This window comes from Pseudomonas sp. BT-42-2 (assembly GCF_025847435.2).
Lineage (GTDB): Bacteria > Pseudomonadota > Gammaproteobacteria > Pseudomonadales > Pseudomonadaceae > Aquipseudomonas > Aquipseudomonas urmiensis.
In genome coordinates this window covers 154,473-171,669 of record NZ_JAOYTM010000002.1, presented here as the reverse complement: position 1 = coordinate 171,669, position 17,197 = coordinate 154,473, and the positions used below count along the sequence as shown (strand labels likewise).

Annotated in this window: 15 protein-coding genes; 6 read left to right on the top strand and 9 right to left on the bottom strand. The window is 61.8% G+C overall.

The features are described 5' to 3' along the window. Positions 1 to 9: 9 nt before the first annotated feature. From OIU19_RS02095 to OIU19_RS02075, 5 genes are read right to left on the bottom strand one after another with little or no spacing between them, the layout of a single operon-like run. The gene (locus tag OIU19_RS02095; protein WP_186554561.1) at positions 10 to 1,029 is read right to left on the bottom strand and encodes a polysaccharide biosynthesis/export family protein; all 1,020 of its coding nucleotides are present in this window, start codon (positions 1,027 to 1,029) and stop codon (positions 10 to 12) included. Positions 1,030 to 1,048: 19 nt separating this feature from the next. Then, positions 1,049 to 1,696 carry a CpsD/CapB family tyrosine-protein kinase gene (locus tag OIU19_RS02090; protein ID WP_264233042.1) on the bottom strand — a complete coding sequence of 216 codons (648 nt, stop codon included), beginning with the start codon at positions 1,694 to 1,696 and terminating at the stop codon, positions 1,049 to 1,051. 1 nt (position 1,697) lies between these two features. Further along, entirely contained in the window at positions 1,698 to 2,444 is a 747-nt protein-coding gene (locus tag OIU19_RS02085) for a sugar transferase (protein ID WP_264233041.1), read from the bottom strand. Beyond that, the gene (locus OIU19_RS02080; protein ID WP_264233040.1) at positions 2,441 to 3,505 is read right to left on the bottom strand and encodes an NAD-dependent epimerase; all 1,065 of its coding nucleotides are present in this window, start codon (positions 3,503 to 3,505) and stop codon (positions 2,441 to 2,443) included. Before OIU19_RS02080 ends, OIU19_RS02085 begins: the two co-directional genes overlap by 4 nt. Continuing rightward, positions 3,502 to 4,854, bottom strand: a complete 1,353-nt coding sequence (locus tag OIU19_RS02075; protein WP_264233039.1) for a UDP-glucose/GDP-mannose dehydrogenase family protein — start codon at positions 4,852 to 4,854, stop codon at positions 3,502 to 3,504. The genes OIU19_RS02080 and OIU19_RS02075 overlap by 4 nt, the downstream gene beginning before the upstream one ends. A 391-nt stretch (positions 4,855 to 5,245) precedes the next feature. Between OIU19_RS02075 and OIU19_RS02070 the strand changes: the two genes are divergently transcribed. Further along, a complete protein-coding gene (locus OIU19_RS02070; protein ID WP_264233038.1) occupies positions 5,246 to 6,943 on the top strand; it encodes a sulfatase-like hydrolase/transferase in 1,698 nt (565 codons plus the stop codon). 64 nt (positions 6,944 to 7,007) lie between these two features. Here the strand turns inward: OIU19_RS02070 and OIU19_RS02065 are convergent, their stop codons facing one another. After that, on the bottom strand, positions 7,008 to 7,943 hold the full coding sequence (locus OIU19_RS02065; protein ID WP_186554555.1) for a LysR substrate-binding domain-containing protein: 936 nt from the start codon (positions 7,941 to 7,943) through the stop codon (positions 7,008 to 7,010). A 146-nt stretch (positions 7,944 to 8,089) separates the two neighbouring features. Between OIU19_RS02065 and OIU19_RS02060 the strand changes: the two genes are divergently transcribed. Both OIU19_RS02060 and OIU19_RS02055 read left to right on the top strand, forming a co-directional pair. After that, positions 8,090 to 9,466 carry an L-serine ammonia-lyase gene (locus OIU19_RS02060; protein ID WP_264233037.1) on the top strand — a complete coding sequence of 459 codons (1,377 nt, stop codon included), beginning with the start codon at positions 8,090 to 8,092 and terminating at the stop codon, positions 9,464 to 9,466. A gap of 178 nt (positions 9,467 to 9,644) precedes the next feature. Continuing rightward, positions 9,645 to 10,952, top strand: coding sequence for a serine/threonine transporter (locus tag OIU19_RS02055; protein WP_264233036.1), 1,308 nt, complete (start codon positions 9,645 to 9,647; stop codon positions 10,950 to 10,952). Positions 10,953 to 11,023: 71 nt separating this feature from the next. Here OIU19_RS02055 and OIU19_RS02050 read toward each other — a convergent pair whose 3' ends face one another. Then, positions 11,024 to 11,701 (bottom strand): DUF3313 domain-containing protein, encoded by a 678-nt coding sequence (locus OIU19_RS02050; RefSeq protein WP_264233035.1) that lies wholly within the window; start codon positions 11,699 to 11,701, stop codon positions 11,024 to 11,026. Positions 11,702 to 11,930: 229 nt separating this feature from the next. Here OIU19_RS02050 and OIU19_RS02045 point away from each other — a divergent pair, with 229 nt between their 5' ends. The 3 genes from OIU19_RS02045 to OIU19_RS02035 all read left to right on the top strand — a co-directional run bounded on the left by OIU19_RS02045 (position 11,931) and on the right by OIU19_RS02035 (position 14,762). Next, positions 11,931 to 13,874 carry an acyltransferase family protein gene (locus OIU19_RS02045; protein WP_264233034.1) on the top strand — a complete coding sequence of 648 codons (1,944 nt, stop codon included), beginning with the start codon at positions 11,931 to 11,933 and terminating at the stop codon, positions 13,872 to 13,874. Positions 13,875 to 14,092: 218 nt separating this feature from the next. Continuing rightward, complete coding sequence (locus tag OIU19_RS02040; RefSeq protein WP_264233032.1) at positions 14,093 to 14,476, top strand: type II toxin-antitoxin system RelE/ParE family toxin; 384 nt, start codon at positions 14,093 to 14,095, stop codon at positions 14,474 to 14,476. Continuing rightward, a complete protein-coding gene (locus OIU19_RS02035) occupies positions 14,457 to 14,762 on the top strand; it encodes a DNA-binding transcriptional regulator (protein ID WP_186554550.1) in 306 nt (101 codons plus the stop codon). The genes OIU19_RS02040 and OIU19_RS02035 overlap by 20 nt, the downstream gene beginning before the upstream one ends. Positions 14,763 to 14,780: 18 nt before the next feature. Here OIU19_RS02035 and OIU19_RS02030 read toward each other — a convergent pair whose 3' ends face one another. Together OIU19_RS02030 and OIU19_RS02025 are read right to left on the bottom strand one after the other, a co-directional pair. Then, positions 14,781 to 16,076, bottom strand: a complete 1,296-nt coding sequence (locus OIU19_RS02030) for an FAD-binding oxidoreductase (RefSeq protein WP_264233030.1) — start codon at positions 16,074 to 16,076, stop codon at positions 14,781 to 14,783. Between the two features lie 14 nt (positions 16,077 to 16,090). Next, positions 16,091 to 17,179, bottom strand: a complete 1,089-nt coding sequence (locus tag OIU19_RS02025) for a polyamine ABC transporter substrate-binding protein (protein ID WP_264233029.1) — start codon at positions 17,177 to 17,179, stop codon at positions 16,091 to 16,093. Positions 17,180 to 17,197 lie beyond the last annotated feature (18 nt).

Here is a 17,197-nt window from a genome sequence, read left to right as displayed (position 1 = left end):
GATCCCCGGTCAGTTGTTGTCGTCTTTGTTGTCGACGCGATAGCTGAAGCTGAAGCCGAAGCCTTGGAACAGCACGACGTCAGCCAATTGCCGGGACAGCTCGCCGGCACTGGCCAGCTTGCTCTTGGGCACATAGAGCATGTCTTCGGGCTGCAGGTAGGCGATCTTCTGGCTGCCACCGGAGAGGGCCTGGTCGACGTCGTAGTTATAGGCATGCACGGTGTTGCCGTTACGGCGCATGATCACCACCGAGCCGAGCTTGGCCTTGAGGGTCGGGCCGCGGGCCAGGGTTAGTGCTTCGAGCACCGATACCGGCCGGCGGATCTGGAAGGCACCCGGCTGGCCGACTTCACCCAGGACATAGATCTCGTTGGCAGCGGTTGACTTGAGCAGCACGTCGACCGTCATCCGGCCCGGCAGGCTGGCGTAGCGCTCATTGAGGTAGTCGCGCAGTTGGTTGACGGTCATGCCTTGCAGCGGCACCGAACCAATTTCCGGGAAGGTCGCGCGGCCGTCGGTACCGACCGTGATGTCGCGGCTCATGCCGGTGCCAGGGTGGGTCAGGGTGTTCTTCAGGGTGACCTCATTGGTCATCGGGCTGATCACCCGCAACGTCACCTGGTCGCGGTTGTTCTGGAACACGCGCTTGTTGCGGTAGGCCTCGCGGATGGCGTTTTCAGCTTCGCCTGGGGTCATCCCTTCGACCTTGACCGTCGAGTTGGTGCTGGGCAGGGTAATGGTGCCGTCTGGTTGCACCAGCTGGCTGCCGTTGAGGCCGCTGGCGGCCATGAAGTTAAGGTCGATGCTGTCGCCCGACTGGATGCGATAGGCGCCGGCGCTGGTGCCGCTGATGTGGAAGATCACTTCCAACACGTCTTGCGGGCGCAGCACCTGCTCGCGCCGCGCCACCTCGGTGGCCTGGCTGTCTTCGGGCGCAGCGGTGAGGATCTGCACCGGCATCTCGCGGTTATCCTGGCTGGCGCAACCGGTCAGGACCAGCAGGCACAGGGCAATGGATGGATATCTCATGGGTCTCTCCTGTACCGGCCTAGAGGTTGTTGTACAGCCACTTGGGCATGTAGTACTTGCGCTTGTTGAACACGCTACCGATCAGGCGCGCGCCGGCCTGGGTCAGGCGCTGGGCGGCGGCCTGGGCGACTTCCTTGCGAGTCTCCTCGGCGCACACCACCAGGATCACGCCATCGACCAGGGTGCCGATCACCAGGCTGTCGGCGCTGGCATAGATCGCTTCGCCGTCGATCACCACGAAGCGGTACTGGCCGCCGAGCTGGTGCAGCAGCACGCGCAGGCGCTCAGGATCGAGCGCGGCGCGCCCGCGCTTGAAGGTGCCCGCCGGGAGGATGTCGAACAGTTGATCGGACAGGCGCACGATGCAGTCCTGAGCCAGTGGCGGGGTGTCTTGGTCGAACAACAGGTCGGTGTACCCGCGCAGCTTGCCCAGACCCAGTTGCTGACTGAGGCCACCGGTGCTGTTGCTGCTGTCGATCAGCAGCACGGCGCCGGCGCTCATTAGCGCCAGTTGGCTGGCGAACGCCAGCGCGCTGGTACTGGTACCGCTGCCGGTGTTGGCCGCGGTCAGCAGCAAGGTGCGCTGCTCCAGGTCAAGAACGGTGGCGGTCAGGTTGGTCTCGCTCGGGGTGGCGATACTCAGGCTTCTCGAAGTGGAACCGTCCATCTCAACTTGCTCCGTGGCCAGTGAACACTTTGAACGGGGTCTTGAAGAGGATCTTCAGATCCAGCATCAGGCTCTGTTCGTTGATGTAGCTAAGGTCGAGCTCTACGCGTTGGTCAAAATCGATGTTGCTGCGCCCGGAGATCTGCCACAGGCCGGTCATGCCGGGGTAGATCGACAGCCGCGCGAGGTGGTTGTCCTTGTAGCGGTAGGCGTTGAAAGAGGTGGGGCGGGGGCCGACCAGGCGCATGTCGCCGGTGACCACGTTGATCAGGTTGGGCAGCTCGTCCAGGCTGCTGCGGCGCAGCCAGCTGCCCACCGAGGTGATGCGCGGATCCTTGTCGATCTTGAAGTCGATGGCGTCGGCGCCGTGCTTGTTCAGGTGGCGCACCGAGTCCTTGAGCGCTTCGGCATTGGCGACCATGGTGCGGAACTTGAACATGCCGAACAGGCGGCCGCGGTAGCCGGTGCGTTTTTGCACGAAAAACACCGGGCCCGCGCTCGAGGTCTTGATCAGTATCGCCAGCACCAGGAACATCGGCGACAGCAACAGCAGCAGAACCACCGCCGCGATCCCGGACAACACCCGGTTGGTGCGTGACAAGGTCCACGGGCGCCCGCCCACCCGGCCGGTGATCCAACCGCGACCTTGCATGTGGATAGCCGCATCGATACGTTGCCGATGCGCCGGATCCATCCGCTTATCCTGGTAGAGCGCCTGTAGTTGCGCGCTTTTAGGTTGTCCTGTCATACCGCCCTCCGTTGATCGGACTGCTCGCCAGCACGGTTGGCCTCCAAGGCGGTGTGCGAGTAGTACTCTTGAAACCAGGCGACGAACCGCCTGAGCCCTTCATCCAGGGAAATACGTGGGGTGAAGCCGGTAACCTGAGCCAGAGCGCTGGCGTCGGCGCAGGTGGCCAGCACGTCGCCCGGTTGCAATGGCAGCAGCTCGATCACGGCGTTGCGCTGCAGGTGGCGCTCCAGCAGTGCCAGGTAGTCGAGCAGTTCCACCGGGCGTTGCCCGCCGATGTTGAACAGCCGCCACGGCGCTTGGCTGCTGGCCGGATCAGGTTCCAGGGCGTTCCAGTCCGAATTGCCTGCCGGGGGGTGGGGCATCAGCCGCACCAGGCTCTCGACGATGTCGTCGATATAGGTGAAATCGCGTTGGTGGCGGCCGTGGTTGAACAGCTGGATGGGCCGGCCTTCGCTGATCGCCTTGGCAAACTGCATCGGCGACATGTCCGGGCGGCCCCAGGGGCCATACACGGTAAAGAAGCGCAGGCCGCTACAGGCAATGCCGAACAGGTGGCTGTAGCTGTGGGCCATCGCCTCGTTGGCTTTTTTCGTGGCGGCGTACAGCGACAGCGGATGATCGACTGCGTCCTGGACCCGATAAGGCGTGCGCTGGTTGGCGCCGTACACCGAGCTGGACGAGGCGTACAGCAGGTGGCGTACAGGATGACGGCGGCAACCTTCGAGGATATTGAGAAAGCCTGCCAGGTTGCTGTCGACGTAGGCCTGGGGGTTTTGCAGCGAGTAGCGCACCCCGGCTTGAGCAGCCAAATGGATGACCACCTCGGGACGTTCGATGGCAAACAGCCGGGCGACGCCGTCGCGGTCGACCAGATCCAGGCGATGCACCTCAAAGTCGTCGGCCTGCTCACGTACCCAACGCAGCCGAGCGTGTTTGAGCGCCGGATCGTAGTAGTCGTTGAAGTTGTCCAGGCCCACTACCTCATGGCCATCGCGCAGCAGCCGCAGGCAGGTGTGGGCACCGATGAAGCCGGCCGCGCCGGTTACCAACACCTTCATGGCGCACTCACTTGTGCGTTGACCTGACGCAGACCGATGCCACTGTAGTGCAGGCCGTGGGCCGCCACTTGTTCGGGGTTGTACAGGTTGCGTCCGTCGATGATCAGCCGCTCACGCAGTTTGCTGGCGAGCAAGGTGAAGTCGACCACGCGAAAGTTCTTCCACTCGGTGCAGATCACCAGGGCGTCGGCGTCCTGCAAGGTGTCGTCACGGGTGGCGCACAGTTGCAGGTCATCGCGGTAGCCGTACAGACGCCGGCATTCATCCATGGCTTCTGGGTCGTAAGCGCGCACCGTGGCGCCTTCGGCCCACAGCGCTTCCATCAGATAGCGGCTCGGCGCTTCGCGCATGTCGTCGGTGTTGGGTTTGAAGGCGAGCCCCCAGACGGCAATGGATTTGCCGGCCAGTTGGCCTTGCAGACGCTGCTGGAGTTTGGTGAAGAGAATCTGCCGCTGCCGATCGTTGACGTCATGCACGCTTTGCAGCAGGCGCAGCGGCATCCCGCTGTGTTCTGCGGTGTGCAGCAGGGCCTTGATGTCCTTGGGGAAGCACGAGCCACCAAAGCCACAGCCGGGATAGATGAAGTGGTAGCCGATACGTGGGTCGGAGCCGATGCCCTTGCGCACCGCTTCGATGTCGGCGCCCAGGTGCTCGCTGAGGTTGGCCAGCTCGTTCATGAAGCTGATGCGCGTGGCGAGCATGGCGTTGGCGGCGTACTTGGTCAGCTCGGCGCTGCGGTTATCCATGAACATGAGCTTTTCATGGTTGCGGCAGAACGGCGCGTAGAGCTCGGCCAGCTGGTCATGCGCAAGCGCGTCACGGGTGCCGACGATGATCCGGTCGGGGCGCATGCAGTCGGCCAGGGCGCTGCCTTCCTTGAGAAACTCGGGGTTGGACACCACGCGCACCTGCAAGTGGTCCTTGGCCAGACGCTGCAGTTCGGCGCGGGCCAGGGCCAAGACCTGGTCGGCAGTGCCTACCGGCACGGTGGACTTGACGATCAAGGTCCGGTCGGCATCCATCAGTTCGGTGATTTGGCGGGTGACGTTGAGCACATGGCTGAGGTCGGCGGAGCCGTCTTCGTCGGGCGGGGTGCCAACGGCGATGAAGATCAGCTCGGCGTGGCTGACGGCGTCGCTGGCCTGGGTGCTGAACAGCAGGCGGCCTTCCTTGATGTTGTCCTCGAGCAGTTCCGAAAGACCTGGCTCGCTGATCGGCGGCACGCCTTGGCGCAGTTGGTTGATCTTGTGGGTGTCCAAATCCACGCACAACACGCGATGGCCGACATCCGCCAAAGCCGCTGCTTGAACCAGACCGACATAACCGGTGCCAAAAACGCTCACGTCCATGCGCGGTGCCTCGTATGGATGGGGGGGTAAGTAAGGTGGATGAAACAGGGTGTGAGTTCGGTATAGCTCAGCTGTGGGGAATTGCGTCAAAGCAATGGCATGTTTCGTCAGATTTACACGCGCTAACCGAACGGGCCATTGGCCATCAACCCTTTGCCAATCTGAGGCTTAGCGCTCAAAGCTACTGGCAACTGGCCGGTTAACGAGCCGATGAACGGTCTAAGCCCCCGAAAATTGGGAAGTTTGAGTAATAGAGAGGGTCGAGTGAGGGGGCGTGAAGACGCCAAATTCTGGCGTTGTGATAACGTCGGAAAATTGACTTTTGCGACTTGTGATTTGTTTCAGGGCTGCTACGGTTTGGGTAGATTTCCATGAATGGAGGGGCCAAATCATGCGCGGGTGGATCAAGTTGCTGTTGGTGCTTATCTATCTTGGCTCCTTTCATGCCTATTACCTGGAGCGCATAGATGCCTTGGGCATAGGCCTGCCGCTCGTGCTTTTCCTCGGCGTATTCGCAGTATTGGTGGTGGCTTTATTGCTGGCCGCCTGGATACGACCGGCCTGGCTGCGCTGGCCGCTGGCACTGGCGCTGGCGATCAGTGCGGTGTTCTTCGACGCCTATACCCGCATTACTGACTCGTACATGACCTATAGCGCATTCGTCTCTATGGTGTATGCCGGCGGTTTCGTCGGCGAAGCGCTACAGCAATACCACTACGCAATTACCTTGGCGGTGGCCAAATCGGTGTTGTTGCTCCTGGGGGTCGGCCTGCGCCCAGGCCCGGCGCAGCGCCTGCCGCAGTGGTTGCCGATTACCGCGCCAGTACTGGCCTTGCTGCTGCTGATCAGCGTGCTGTTCGTGCGCGCCGGCGAAGGCGCGCGCGGGCTGCCGGTGATGTACACGCCGCTGGCCTACGTGAGCCTGCTTACTTATGAAACGCTGAGCGACAATGTCGGCCCGCGCGAACCCGTAAGCCTGGCACGTAGCGGTGCACCGCTGGCGCGAGACATCGTGCTGGTGATCGACGAAAGCATTTCCGGCAACTACCTGGACGTCAATGCGGCGGGCGGGGTGACCAGCCATCTGGCCCAGTCGCAACCCAAGGCAGACATCTTCAATTACGGTTATGCCGCATCCATTGCCAATTGTAGTGCTGATACCAACATCACGTTGCGCTATGGCGGCACCCGAGAGGATTACCTGCGGATCAATTCGACCCTGCCTTCGATCTGGCAGTACGCCAAGCAAGCCGGGCTGCGCACGGTGTACATCGACGGCCAGCGCACCGCCGGTAATCTGCAGAACCTGATGACCGCCACTGAGAAGCAGGATATCGACCAGTTCATTCAGTTTGATGACACGCCCGTGTTACAGCGTGACATGGCAGCGGTGGCCAAGCTCAGCGTATTGCTCAACGATGGCCAGGCGCAGTTGATCGTGATCAACAAGGTGGGTGCGCATTTCCCGGTACACGACAAGTACCCGGATGAGTTCATGAAGTATCAGCCGGCGCTGCCGCGTGGACGCTTTGCCGATGTGGCCGACTCAGGCACGCGTGAAGGCTTCGATGGACGTAGCGAGGATTGGGTGCTGTATCGCAACGCCTATAAAAACAGCGTGCTGTGGAGCGTTGGCGAGTTCTTCCGCCGTTTGTTCGCCGACGCCGACTTGAGCCAGGCGGTGGTGATCTACACCTCCGACCATGGCCAGGACCTGCACGAGCGCGGCAACCCAGGGCTCAATACCCATTGCGACAGTGATCCGGTGCCTGAGGAAGGTCTGGTGCCACTGGTGATCATCCAAGGCAAGGGGCTCAAGACCCTCGACTGGCAGGCGCACCTGGAGCAGAACCGCAACGCTTCGAGCCACTACAACATCTTCCCGACCTTGCTGCGTTTGATGGGCTATGACAGCGCGGGGGTAGGGCAGGTGTATGGACGTGCCCTGGATGTGCCGACTGAGGATCCATTCACGTTCAACGTACGGTTCAACGCTCGGTTGGGTGCGCAGCCGGATTTCCGGCATATCGACCTGGGCCAGATCGTCACGCCGGTGACGGGCGAGAAGGGCACCGTGGCGGCGCAGTGAGTGCAGCCTTTGCCGCAACGGCCGGGCCCTGTTGAGGTCCGGCCGCGCCATGCGAGGTACCTGATCAAGCCAACGGATGCAGGGCCCGGAACCCCTGGGCCTCCTCAACCAACCAGTCATGCACCGCCCGCGCGCCCGGCTGGCTCAGCCCGCCTGGCGGGTAGTGCAGTACATAGCGTTTATGATTGGCCACCGGCACGCCGAACGGCACGATCAACGCCCCGCGTTCCAACTCATCGTTGAGCAGCGTACGCCGCGCGATGGCCACGCCAACCCCGGCAATCGCCGCCTCGATGGTCAGGTGGTTGCGGTTGAAGGTGTGCCCGCGCCTCACATCCAGCCCAGCGGCGCCGATGCCCTCTAGATAGAACTCCCACTCGGCATACTCCGAGCTGCCGCGCCAGGCGGTAATGTCGTGCAGCAAGGGATAGTGCATCAGGTCAGTCGGCCCGTGCAGCGGCGGGCGGCCGCGCAGCAGCGCCGGGGAGCAGACCGGGAAGATCTGCTCATCCAGCAGCGGGGTGGAGAGCATGCCTGGATAGCTGCCGTCGTTGAGGTCAATGGCCAGGTCGAAATCATCCGGATGCAGCGCTTGGTTGCTGTCTTCAGCGACAAGCCGCAATTCGATATCCGGGTAGCGTTGCTGGAAACGCGGCAAACGCGGCGTCAGCCATTTGGCAAGGAACGAGGGGATCGAACGCAGGCGCAAGGTGCCGCGGATCTCGCCGGCATCCAGGCGCAGCAACTCGGCCTCGATGCTGCCATAGGCCTCGGCCACCGTTTGTGCCAGGCGCTGGCCTTCGGCAGACAGCTCCACTCCGCGCGCTCGACGCAAAAACAGCCGGTAGCCCAGGCGCTCTTCGAGCTGGCGCATCTGCTGGCTGACCGCACCTGGAGTGATGTGCAGCTCTTCGGCGCAGCGAGTGAACGACAGGTGCCGCGCGGCACATGCGAACACATGCAGCCAGACATACATCTGGCCATTGAGTTGTCGCCTCATAGTTTAGTCCTGCTAATGGCTAGCTTAGGAAATTTCGTTGGTCATCGTGGGAAATGCGCGGCAGTATCGCCCAACTTGGCAACACCGTTCAATTTTTCCAGAGAGCCGTTGGCCGGTGCAGTAGGCCGCCACGGTCAGGCATTAGCATGGCTATCAGTGTTTTCGACCTTTTCAAGATTGGCATCGGCCCCTCCAGCTCCCATACCGTGGGGCCCATGCGGGCGGCGGCGACCTTCGCCCAGGCTTTGCGTGAGCGTGGTCTGCTGGCCCAGGTGCAGCGGGTCGAGGTGCGCCTGTATGGCTCGCTGTCTGCCACTGGCGTAGGGCACGCCACCGACCGTGCCTGCCTGCTGGGCCTGATGGGGCAATGGCCTGATCGGATCGATCCGCACAGCATCGAGCCACGCATCGATCAGTTGATGCAGGAGCAGTGCCTGATCCTCGATGGCCGCCAGCCGATTGCCTTCAACTACGCTCGCGACATGCTGCTGCTGGATGAAAACCTGCCGTATCACCCCAACGCCATGACCCTTGAGGCACAAGGCGAGCAGGGCCTGGTGCTGACCCAGACCTACTACTCGGTGGGCGGCGGCTTCATCGTCGAGCAAGACGAAATCGATGCCCCGCAAGGCAGCACCGAGCAGATCAGCCTGCCGTATGAATTTTCCAGCGCCGCCGAACTGCTTGAACTGTGCAAGGCACATGGGCTGAGTGTCAGCCAACTGATGATGGCCAACGAGTGTGCCTGGCGGCCTGAAAGCGAAACCCGCCAAGGCCTGCTGTCGATTTGGGCGGCGATGCGCGAATGCGTCGACAACGGTTTGCGTAACGAAGGGATCTTGCCGGGAGGGCTGAAGGTCAAGCGCCGCGCCGCGCGCTTGCACCGCAGCTTGCAAGAGATCGGCAAGCCCAACGTGATCGGCTCGACCTTGAGCGCCATGGAGTGGGTCAACCTGTTCGCCCTGGCGGTCAATGAAGAAAACGCGGCCGGCGGGCGCATGGTCACCGCGCCCACCAACGGTGCTGCGGGGATCATCCCGGCGGTGCTGCATTACTACATGAAGTTCAACCCGGGTGCATGCGATGACGATGTCGTCGCCTTCCTGCTGGCGGCCGCAGCGGTGGGCATCTTGTGCAAGAAAAACGCCTCCATCTCAGGTGCCGAAGTGGGCTGCCAGGGGGAGGTGGGTTCGGCCTGTTCGATGGCCGCGGCAGGTCTTGCCGAAGTGCTCGGGGCAACCCCGCCACAGTTGGAAAATGCCGCTGAAATTGCCTTGGAACATAACCTTGGCCTGACCTGTGACCCAGTTGGCGGCTTGGTCCAGGTGCCCTGCATCGAGCGTAATGCGATTGCCGCAGTCAAGGCGATCAATGCCGTGCAGATGGCCTTGCGCGGTGATGGCGAGCACTTCATTTCCCTCGACCGGGTGATTCGCACCATGCGTGACACCGGCGCCGACATGCATGCCAACTACAAGGAAACCTCCCGCGGCGGCCTGGCCGTCGCCTTCGTCGAGTGCTGATCTGCGCAGCGTTTGCTGTGCAAGCGTGCTTGCGCTGCGATTGAGGCTCAAGGGTCAACCTTGCTGCCTGTTCTGACGGCTCGCAGCCCAGGCCCGCTTGCACAGCAAGCGCGGCGCAACGCCTCTACTGCAACACCTGCTGTACCAGCAACAAAAACAACTACAAAGGCGATATCTGATGACCGATGTACAAAGCACCACGACTGTTCGTGCGGATTCGGCTGCGCCGGCTTCTGCCGTCGGCTCGACCACCTGGAACCGCCACGACACCACCTGGGCCTTGGGCCTGTATGGCACGGCGATCGGCGCGGGCACCTTGTTCCTGCCGATCAACGCCGGAGTGGGCGGTTTCTGGCCGCTGCTGATCCTGGCGCTGCTGGCGTTTCCGATGACCTTCTATGCGCATCGGGCGCTGACGCGCTTCGTCCTTTCAGGACGCAAGGGCGGCAACGAAGACATCACCGAAGTGGTCGAGGAGCACTTCGGCACTGGCGCCGGCAAGCTGATCACCGCGTTGTATTTTTTGGCCATCTTCCCGATCCTGCTGGTCTACAGCGTCGCCCTGACCAACACCTTGACCAGCTTCCTTGAGCATCAGCTGCACGTCCCTGCGCCACCGCGGGCAGTGCTGTCGCTGTTATTGATCTGCGGGTTGATGATCGTGGTGCGCTGCGGTCAGCAGATCATCGTCAAGGCCATGAGCGTGCTGGTGTATCCGTTCGTGGCGTCGCTGTTGCTGCTCGCCCTGAGTTTGATCCCGAACTGGAACGGCGCCTTTCTGGCCCAGGCCAACGAGGGTATCAGCGCATCGAAACTGCTGCTGACCCTGTGGCTGGCGATTCCGGTAATGGTGTTCTCGTTCAACCACTCGCCAATCATCTCGGCGTTCGCTGTCGATCAGAAACACCGTTACGGCGCAGATGCCGATCGCAAGAGTGGCCGTACCCTGGCCACTGCGCACCTGATGATGGTGCTGACGGTGATGTTCTTCTGCTTCAGTTGCGTGCTGGCGTTGAGCCCGGCCGACCTCGCTGCGGCCAAGGAGCAAAATATTTCCGTGCTGTCGTACCTGGCCAACCACTTCCAGACGCCGGTGATTGCCTTCGTGGCGCCGCTGATTGCCCTGGTGGCGATCACCAAGTCGTTCCTGGGCCACTATATCGGTGCCAGCGAGGGCTTCCAGGGGATGATCGTCAAGAGCCTGCGCGGGCAGGGCAAGGCCTGGCCGGCTAAGCGTCTGCAGCGGATCACGGCGGTGTTCATGGTGCTGGCTTGCTGGATCGTGGCAACGCTCAATCCGAGCATCCTGGGGCTGATCGAGAGCATGGGCGGGCCAGTGATTGCCTGCTTGCTGTTCCTCATGCCGATGTATGCCGTGCGCCGGGTGCCGTCGCTGCGCAAATATTCGGGCAGGTTGTCGAACGTGTTCGTGACCTTGGTGGGGCTGATTACCCTGTCGGCGATCTTCTATAGCTTTATCGCCTGATCACAGGCCTTGGGGCTGCATAGCAGCCCTAAGGCCTGCAATAACCGCCCTGAGCAATGGCGGTCAGCTATTCAACGGGCCTTCTGCTTGAACGCAACGAAGCTTTTGCGCATGTCGCTCGCCCAGCCATCGAGCACCGGCTTGACGTCTTCCAGGGTCAATTGCTGGGTGTCGTTCTCCAGCTCCTTGCCACTGCCCTTGCGCACCACCTGGGCGAGCACCTTCTGGTTAGCCCCATCCAGGAAGGCCGCCTCCACGGCAATATCCACGGCCTGATCACGCCCACCGGCGGCCGTGTTCACCGCCGCAGCGACCAACGCGATCGGGATCACTTCATAAGGCTTCAGGCCCTCGGTATGGGTCGACACCGCGGTGATCGCCGGGCGCACCACGATAGTCCCTGGCCCAGGTGCCTTGGCCAAGGTCATCACGCTGCCCAGTTCTCGGCGCATGGCGTCGTTGAAGTAGCGGGTGATGGCTTGCAGCGTTTGCGTCGAGATCACCGATGTCGCTTGCGGCTTGGGGTAGAACTGGCTCGGCTCGATGAATACCTGGTTGTAATCGCGGGCTTTGATGTTGGGGTCAATCCAGCGCATCACCGGCTGGCCGGAAATGCTTTCGGCAGGCTGGAGGCGACTGTAATCGTTGAGAAACCCTGAGTACTGGCTAGGATCGACACGGTTGCTCGAGCATGCCGCCAGGGCGAGCAGAGCGGCGCACAGCAGGGTGGCGCGGGGCAGTGATTTCATGATGTAGGGCATCCATTGAGGGGACGGCCAGAACAACGCTAGCAGCTGCTTGGCGCTTGGCCAGCTTTAGCCTGGGAAGTCATAAAAATGGCGGCTGTTTTTCGCTGATTAGCGTGTTCTTCTGCCGATTGTCGGCATTTTGACTTTTGTCCTTGGCGGCGAGCGACAGTCGTACTACATATCAAAGGTGGCATTTTGCCTCGACGCCTTATTCGAAGGAAGATCACTCATGCGTCAGGAAAGTTACCGCTCCGATATTGACGGTTTGCGCGCGGTGGCGGTGATTGCCGTGTTCCTGCATCACCTGAACACCTCGTTGTTGCCGGGCGGTTTCGTCGGCGTCGACATCTTTTTTGTCATCTCCGGCTACCTGATCACTTCGCAAGTATTCCAGGAGGTGCGTCAAGGCAGCTTCTCGCTCAAAGGCTTCTATCAGCGACGGATCAACCGCATCGTGCCTGCGCTGGCAACGGTGCTGTTGGTGTGCGTGGTGCTCGGCGCCTTCTTGCTGTCACCGGTAGACCTGATGCGGCTCAACGCCAATGCCCTGTTCGCCCTGTTGGGGGTGTCGAACATCTTCATCTGGCTCAAGTACGGCAACTACTTTGCCGCCGACGCCGGTGAAGCGCCGCTGCTGCATACCTGGTCGCTGGGTATCGAGGAGCAGTTCTATGTGGTCTGGCCATTGCTGGTGCTGTTGGTCTATCGCCTGGCGCCACGGCATTTGTTGTGGGTGCTGGGGGGCGGGCTGGTGCTGGCGATAGGCGTTTCGCAGTATGCGACCGGGGTGTTCGCTACGGCGTCTTACTATTTGCTGCCAACCCGCTTCTTCGAGCTGATGCTAGGGGGCTGGTTGGGTATTTGGCACTTGCAGCATACGCCGCGGGTTGGCCGGATGACATCGCTGGGTTGTTCGCTGCTTGGCTACCTGTTGATTGGCGCGTCGCTATGGCTGCTCAGCGAGGGCGCGCCGTTCCCAGGGTTGAATGCCTTGTGGCCGTGCCTGGGGGCGGCATTGCTGATCCATGCCGGGGTCAGCGGCGGTCCTTCGCCGATTCTCGGTTGCCGACCGATGGTGTTCGTCGGGCTCATCTCGTATTCGCTTTATCTGTGGCATTGGCCGCTGATTGCCTACCTCAATTACCTTGAGGTGCCGATGACCTTCGCCCTCGGCTGTGTGGTGGTCGCCGGCGCGCTGCTGTTGGCCTGGCTGTCCTGGCGCTATGTGGAAAAACCCATGCGCCGCAGTGGCGTGAAGCTTGGTTTCACTCAGGTGTTCGCGCGCCGCTTCGCCGTGCCAGCCATGGGCTTGGCATTGCTGGCAGGGGTCACGCAGCAGTTCAGCGGCTTTCCGCAGCGATTCAGCCCCCAGGTGCTGGCCCTGGAGGCGATGACTCTGGAGCGGCCGGCGGAGATTCGCCGCGGCTGTCACGTGCCCAGCGGGCTGTACCGCACCGAGCCGGATGACACCTGCCGCCTTGGTGCGGCGAAAGCGGCTATCGACGGCATCCTGGTCGGCGATTCGGTCGCCAACCATTTCAGCGGCATGGTCGATATCCTGGCACGCCCCGACGGCATCAGCCTGATGGACTACACCCTAGACTCCTGTGCGCCAGTGCTGGGCTACAACGGCGGCATGCCAGGGGCCTACGCTGATCATTGCGCTCAACGCAACCAACGGGTGTACGCCTTGGTCGAGGCCAAGCGTTATCCCTACGTGGTACTGGCGGGTAACTGGCCGAACGACGAAACGGTCGGGCCGGCGATCGAGGCCAGCCTGGCGCGGGTGGTGGCCAGCAGCGGGCAGGTGATCGTGATCCTCAGGAACCAGCCGATCGACAAAGCCGCGACCTGCCCGATACGGCGCCTGATGTTTGGCCTGGAGCATCCGTGTGAAGCCGCTGAGACGCCACTGCCGCAGTATTGGGCGCAGATTCGCCTCAAGTATCCGCAGGTGCGCTTCATCGACCCCAACCAAGTGATTTGCCCCAATGGCCTGTGCAGTCCGTTGATCGATGGCAAGTTGCTGTATCTGGATAACGGCCATTTGAACGAGGTCGGCTCGCGGTTCATCGGCCAGACCTTGCTGGAACGGGGATATTCACTGCTCAAGGATCCTCGGCCGCAGGTGGTCAGCACCAACGCGCCCGGCAAAGCTGACCGGTCGAACTAAGACAATCTTCTACTGTTTGCGGGCACTGGCTGACTGAGCAGTGCCCCGGGCAATGCGGGGTGCCTGGGCCCGTTCGGTCTGCGCATAACGCCGAGCCAGCTAGGGCAACGGCTGCGCAGATGCAATTTCCTACGATGCGCCCTGATTCCGCCGACTTTTCACTGCTGCCCCTCATTGGAAACTATGCCCGTTAAGGGTATGGTTAGGGCGGACTCACAATGGATGTGAACAAGCGCAGGGATTTTGCTCGCTGGCAAGCCAGCATGAAGCTGACCGATTGCATGTTGTGCAGGGCAGTCGAGGACATGCGTAATGGTTTGGTCGACGCAAGCTTGGGCGGCCTGCTGTTCAAAAAGCGCATTGCCAATGCCGCAGGCGGTAAGCGTGGCGGGTATCGAACGCTACTTTCCGCGCGCATCGGCAGCCGCTATGTGTTTTTGCACGGGTTCGCCAAGAGTGACAAAGCGTCGATAACGGCAGATGAACAAAAAGCGCTGCAATTTGCCGGCAGGGTATTTCTCGAATTATCTGCTGTGGCCTTGGCGAAGGCCCTCAGGGCAGGTGTACTGATGGAGGTGTGCTGTGAGCAGCAAACTTATTGAGTCGTTGCGTGATGACCTTACTGCACTGCATCAAGCAGGGGCGGTGGGCAAGGTTACGTTGCGCGACTTTGAGGCTATTTGCCCCGCGCCCGTGCGCGATTTCAGCGCGCTGGATATCCGCCGTTTGCGCGAAACGCTCAATTTCAGTCAGCCGGTATTCGCCCTGCATCTGCATACCAGCGCGTCCACTGTACGCAAGTGGGAGCAGGGCGAAACACGGCCAGCCGGGCCTGCGTTGAAGCTGCTCAATGTCATTGCTGACAAGGGGCTGCAGGCCATTCTTTGAAGCGCTGCCCGTCGCAGGCTAGCCCAGCACCTCGCGCAGCCGATACCACATCATTCCCAGCGCCAGCAGCGGCGAGCGCAGGGCCTTGCCTCCCGGGAAGGTCAGGTGCGGGACTGCGCTGAATACATCCAAGCCCTGGCTATGACCGAGCGCGATGGCTTCGGCCAACAGCTTGGCGGTCCAGTGGGTGACGTTCAGGCCGTGCCCTGAATAGCCCTGGGCGTAGTAGACGTTGGGATGCTGGCTGAGCCGACCGACTTGCGGGAAGCGGTTGGCAGTGATGCCGATCATGCCGCCCCACTGATAGTCGATGCGTACGCCGGCCAGTTGCGGGAACACCTTGAGGACCTTGGGCAGCATGTAGGCGCCAATGTCCTTGGGATCGCGCCCGGAATAGTGGCAGGCACCGCCGAACAACAAGCGGCGGTCGGCGGTGAGGCGGTAGTAGTCCAGGCCGACTTTCTGGTCGCACATCGCCATGTTCTGTGGGATCAGCGTCTTGGCCAACTGCTCTGGCAGCGGTTCGCTGGCTACAACGTAGCTGCCCGCGGGCAGTACCTTGCCAGTCAGGCGTGGTTCGAGTTCGTCCAGGTGGGCGTTGCAACCTAGTACCAGACTGTTGGCCCGCACGCTGCCACGGGCGCAGTGCAGGGTTACCGAGCTGCCGTGCTCGATGCGCAGCACCGGGCTCTGCTCGAAGATCTGTACGCCCAGGCCTGCGGCTGCGCGTGCTTCGCCTTGCACCAGGTCGAGTGGGTGCAGGTGCCCTGAGCCCATGTCGATCAGGCCACCTGCGTACTGCTCGCTGGCGACCACTTCATGCATCCGCTCGGCACTGACCAGGCGCGTTTCGTGGCGGTAGCCGAGGCTGGCCAGCTCTTGCTGTTCATCGCTGAAGGCAGCGAACTGCGCCGGGGTGTTGGCCAGTTCGCAAAAGCCCCAGCGCAAATCGCACTGGATGTCGTATTGGGCGATGCGCTGGCGGACCAACTCGACCGAGTCGATCCCGGCGTGCTTGAGGTAGCGCACGCCGTCCTGGCCGACATAGCGGGCGAAGCCGCTGACGTCATGGCCAATGCCGCGAATCAGCTGGCCGCCGTTGCGCCCGCTGGCGCCCCAGCCAATCCGCCGGGCCTCCAGAAGGATCACCGAAAGCCCGCGCTCGGCCAGCTCCAGGGCGGTGTTGACCCCGGTAAGACCACCCCCGACCACGCAGACATCGGCACTGAGCGCGCCTTCGAGTGCAGCGTAGGGCGTCGCCGCCCGCGCGCTGGCAGCGTAATAGGAGGCAGTGTGTTGAGTATCAAGGGACATGGCGCGTACTCGGCTCAGCGATTGGATTTGATCTTGCTCCAGGAGCGGGTCATGACGCGCATGATCTTCGGGCTCGGAGTGCTGGACACATACAGCTTGTCCAGCACCTCCTGGGGAGGATAGATCTCGGGGTTGTTGACCAGCGAGGGGTCCATGTGGGCCTTGGCCTCAAGGTTGGCATTGGCATAGCCGACCGTGGCACTGACCTTGGCGATCACCTGCGGGTCGAGTAGGTAGTTGATGAAGGCCAGGGCCTGGTCAGGGTTGCTGGCGTCCTTGGGAATCGCCAACAGGTCGAACCACAGGTTGCTGCCTTCCTTGGGAATGCTATAGGCGATTTTCACGCCATTGTTGGCCTCCACCGCGCGGTTGGCCGCCTGGAACACATCGCCGGAATAACCGAAGGCGACGCAGACATCGCCGTTGGCCAGGTCCGAGACATATTTGGAGGAGTGGAAGTAAGTGATGTAGGGGCGCAGCTTGAGCAGCTGGGCCTCGGCCTTCTTGTAGTCGTCTTCCTTTTCGCTGCGTGGGTCCATGCCCAGGTAGTTGAGCATTGCCGGGAACAACTCGTCCGGCGAGTCCATGAACGCCACGCCGCACTTTTGCAGCTTTTTCAGGTTCTCAGGCTCGAACAGCACAGCCCAGGAATCAATCTTGTCGATGCCCAAAGCGGCCTTGACCTTGTCGACGTTGTAGCCGATGCCGTTGGTGCCCCATAGGTAGGGCACTGCGTACTGGTTGCCAGGGTCGTTCTGCTCAAGCTGCTTGAGCAGTTTAGGGTCAAGGTACTTGAAGTTGGTCAGCTTGCTGCGGTCTAGCGGCAGGAACGCGCCAGCCTTGGCCTGGCGCGCCAGGAAATGGTTGGAGGGCACTACCACGTCGTAGCCGGTGCGCCCGGCCAGCAACTTGCCCTCCAGGGTTTCGTTGGAGTCGAACACGTCATAGACCACCTTGATCCCGCTGCTGGCCTGGAAGTCCGCCAGGGTGGTGTCACCGATATAGTCGGTCCAGTTGTATACGCTGACCGTTGGTTGGGCCTGGGCGGCCGCGCCGAACAGCAAGGCGAATGCTGCGGGAAGCAAAGAGTGCAAATGACGCATGTCGACACCTCATTGGTA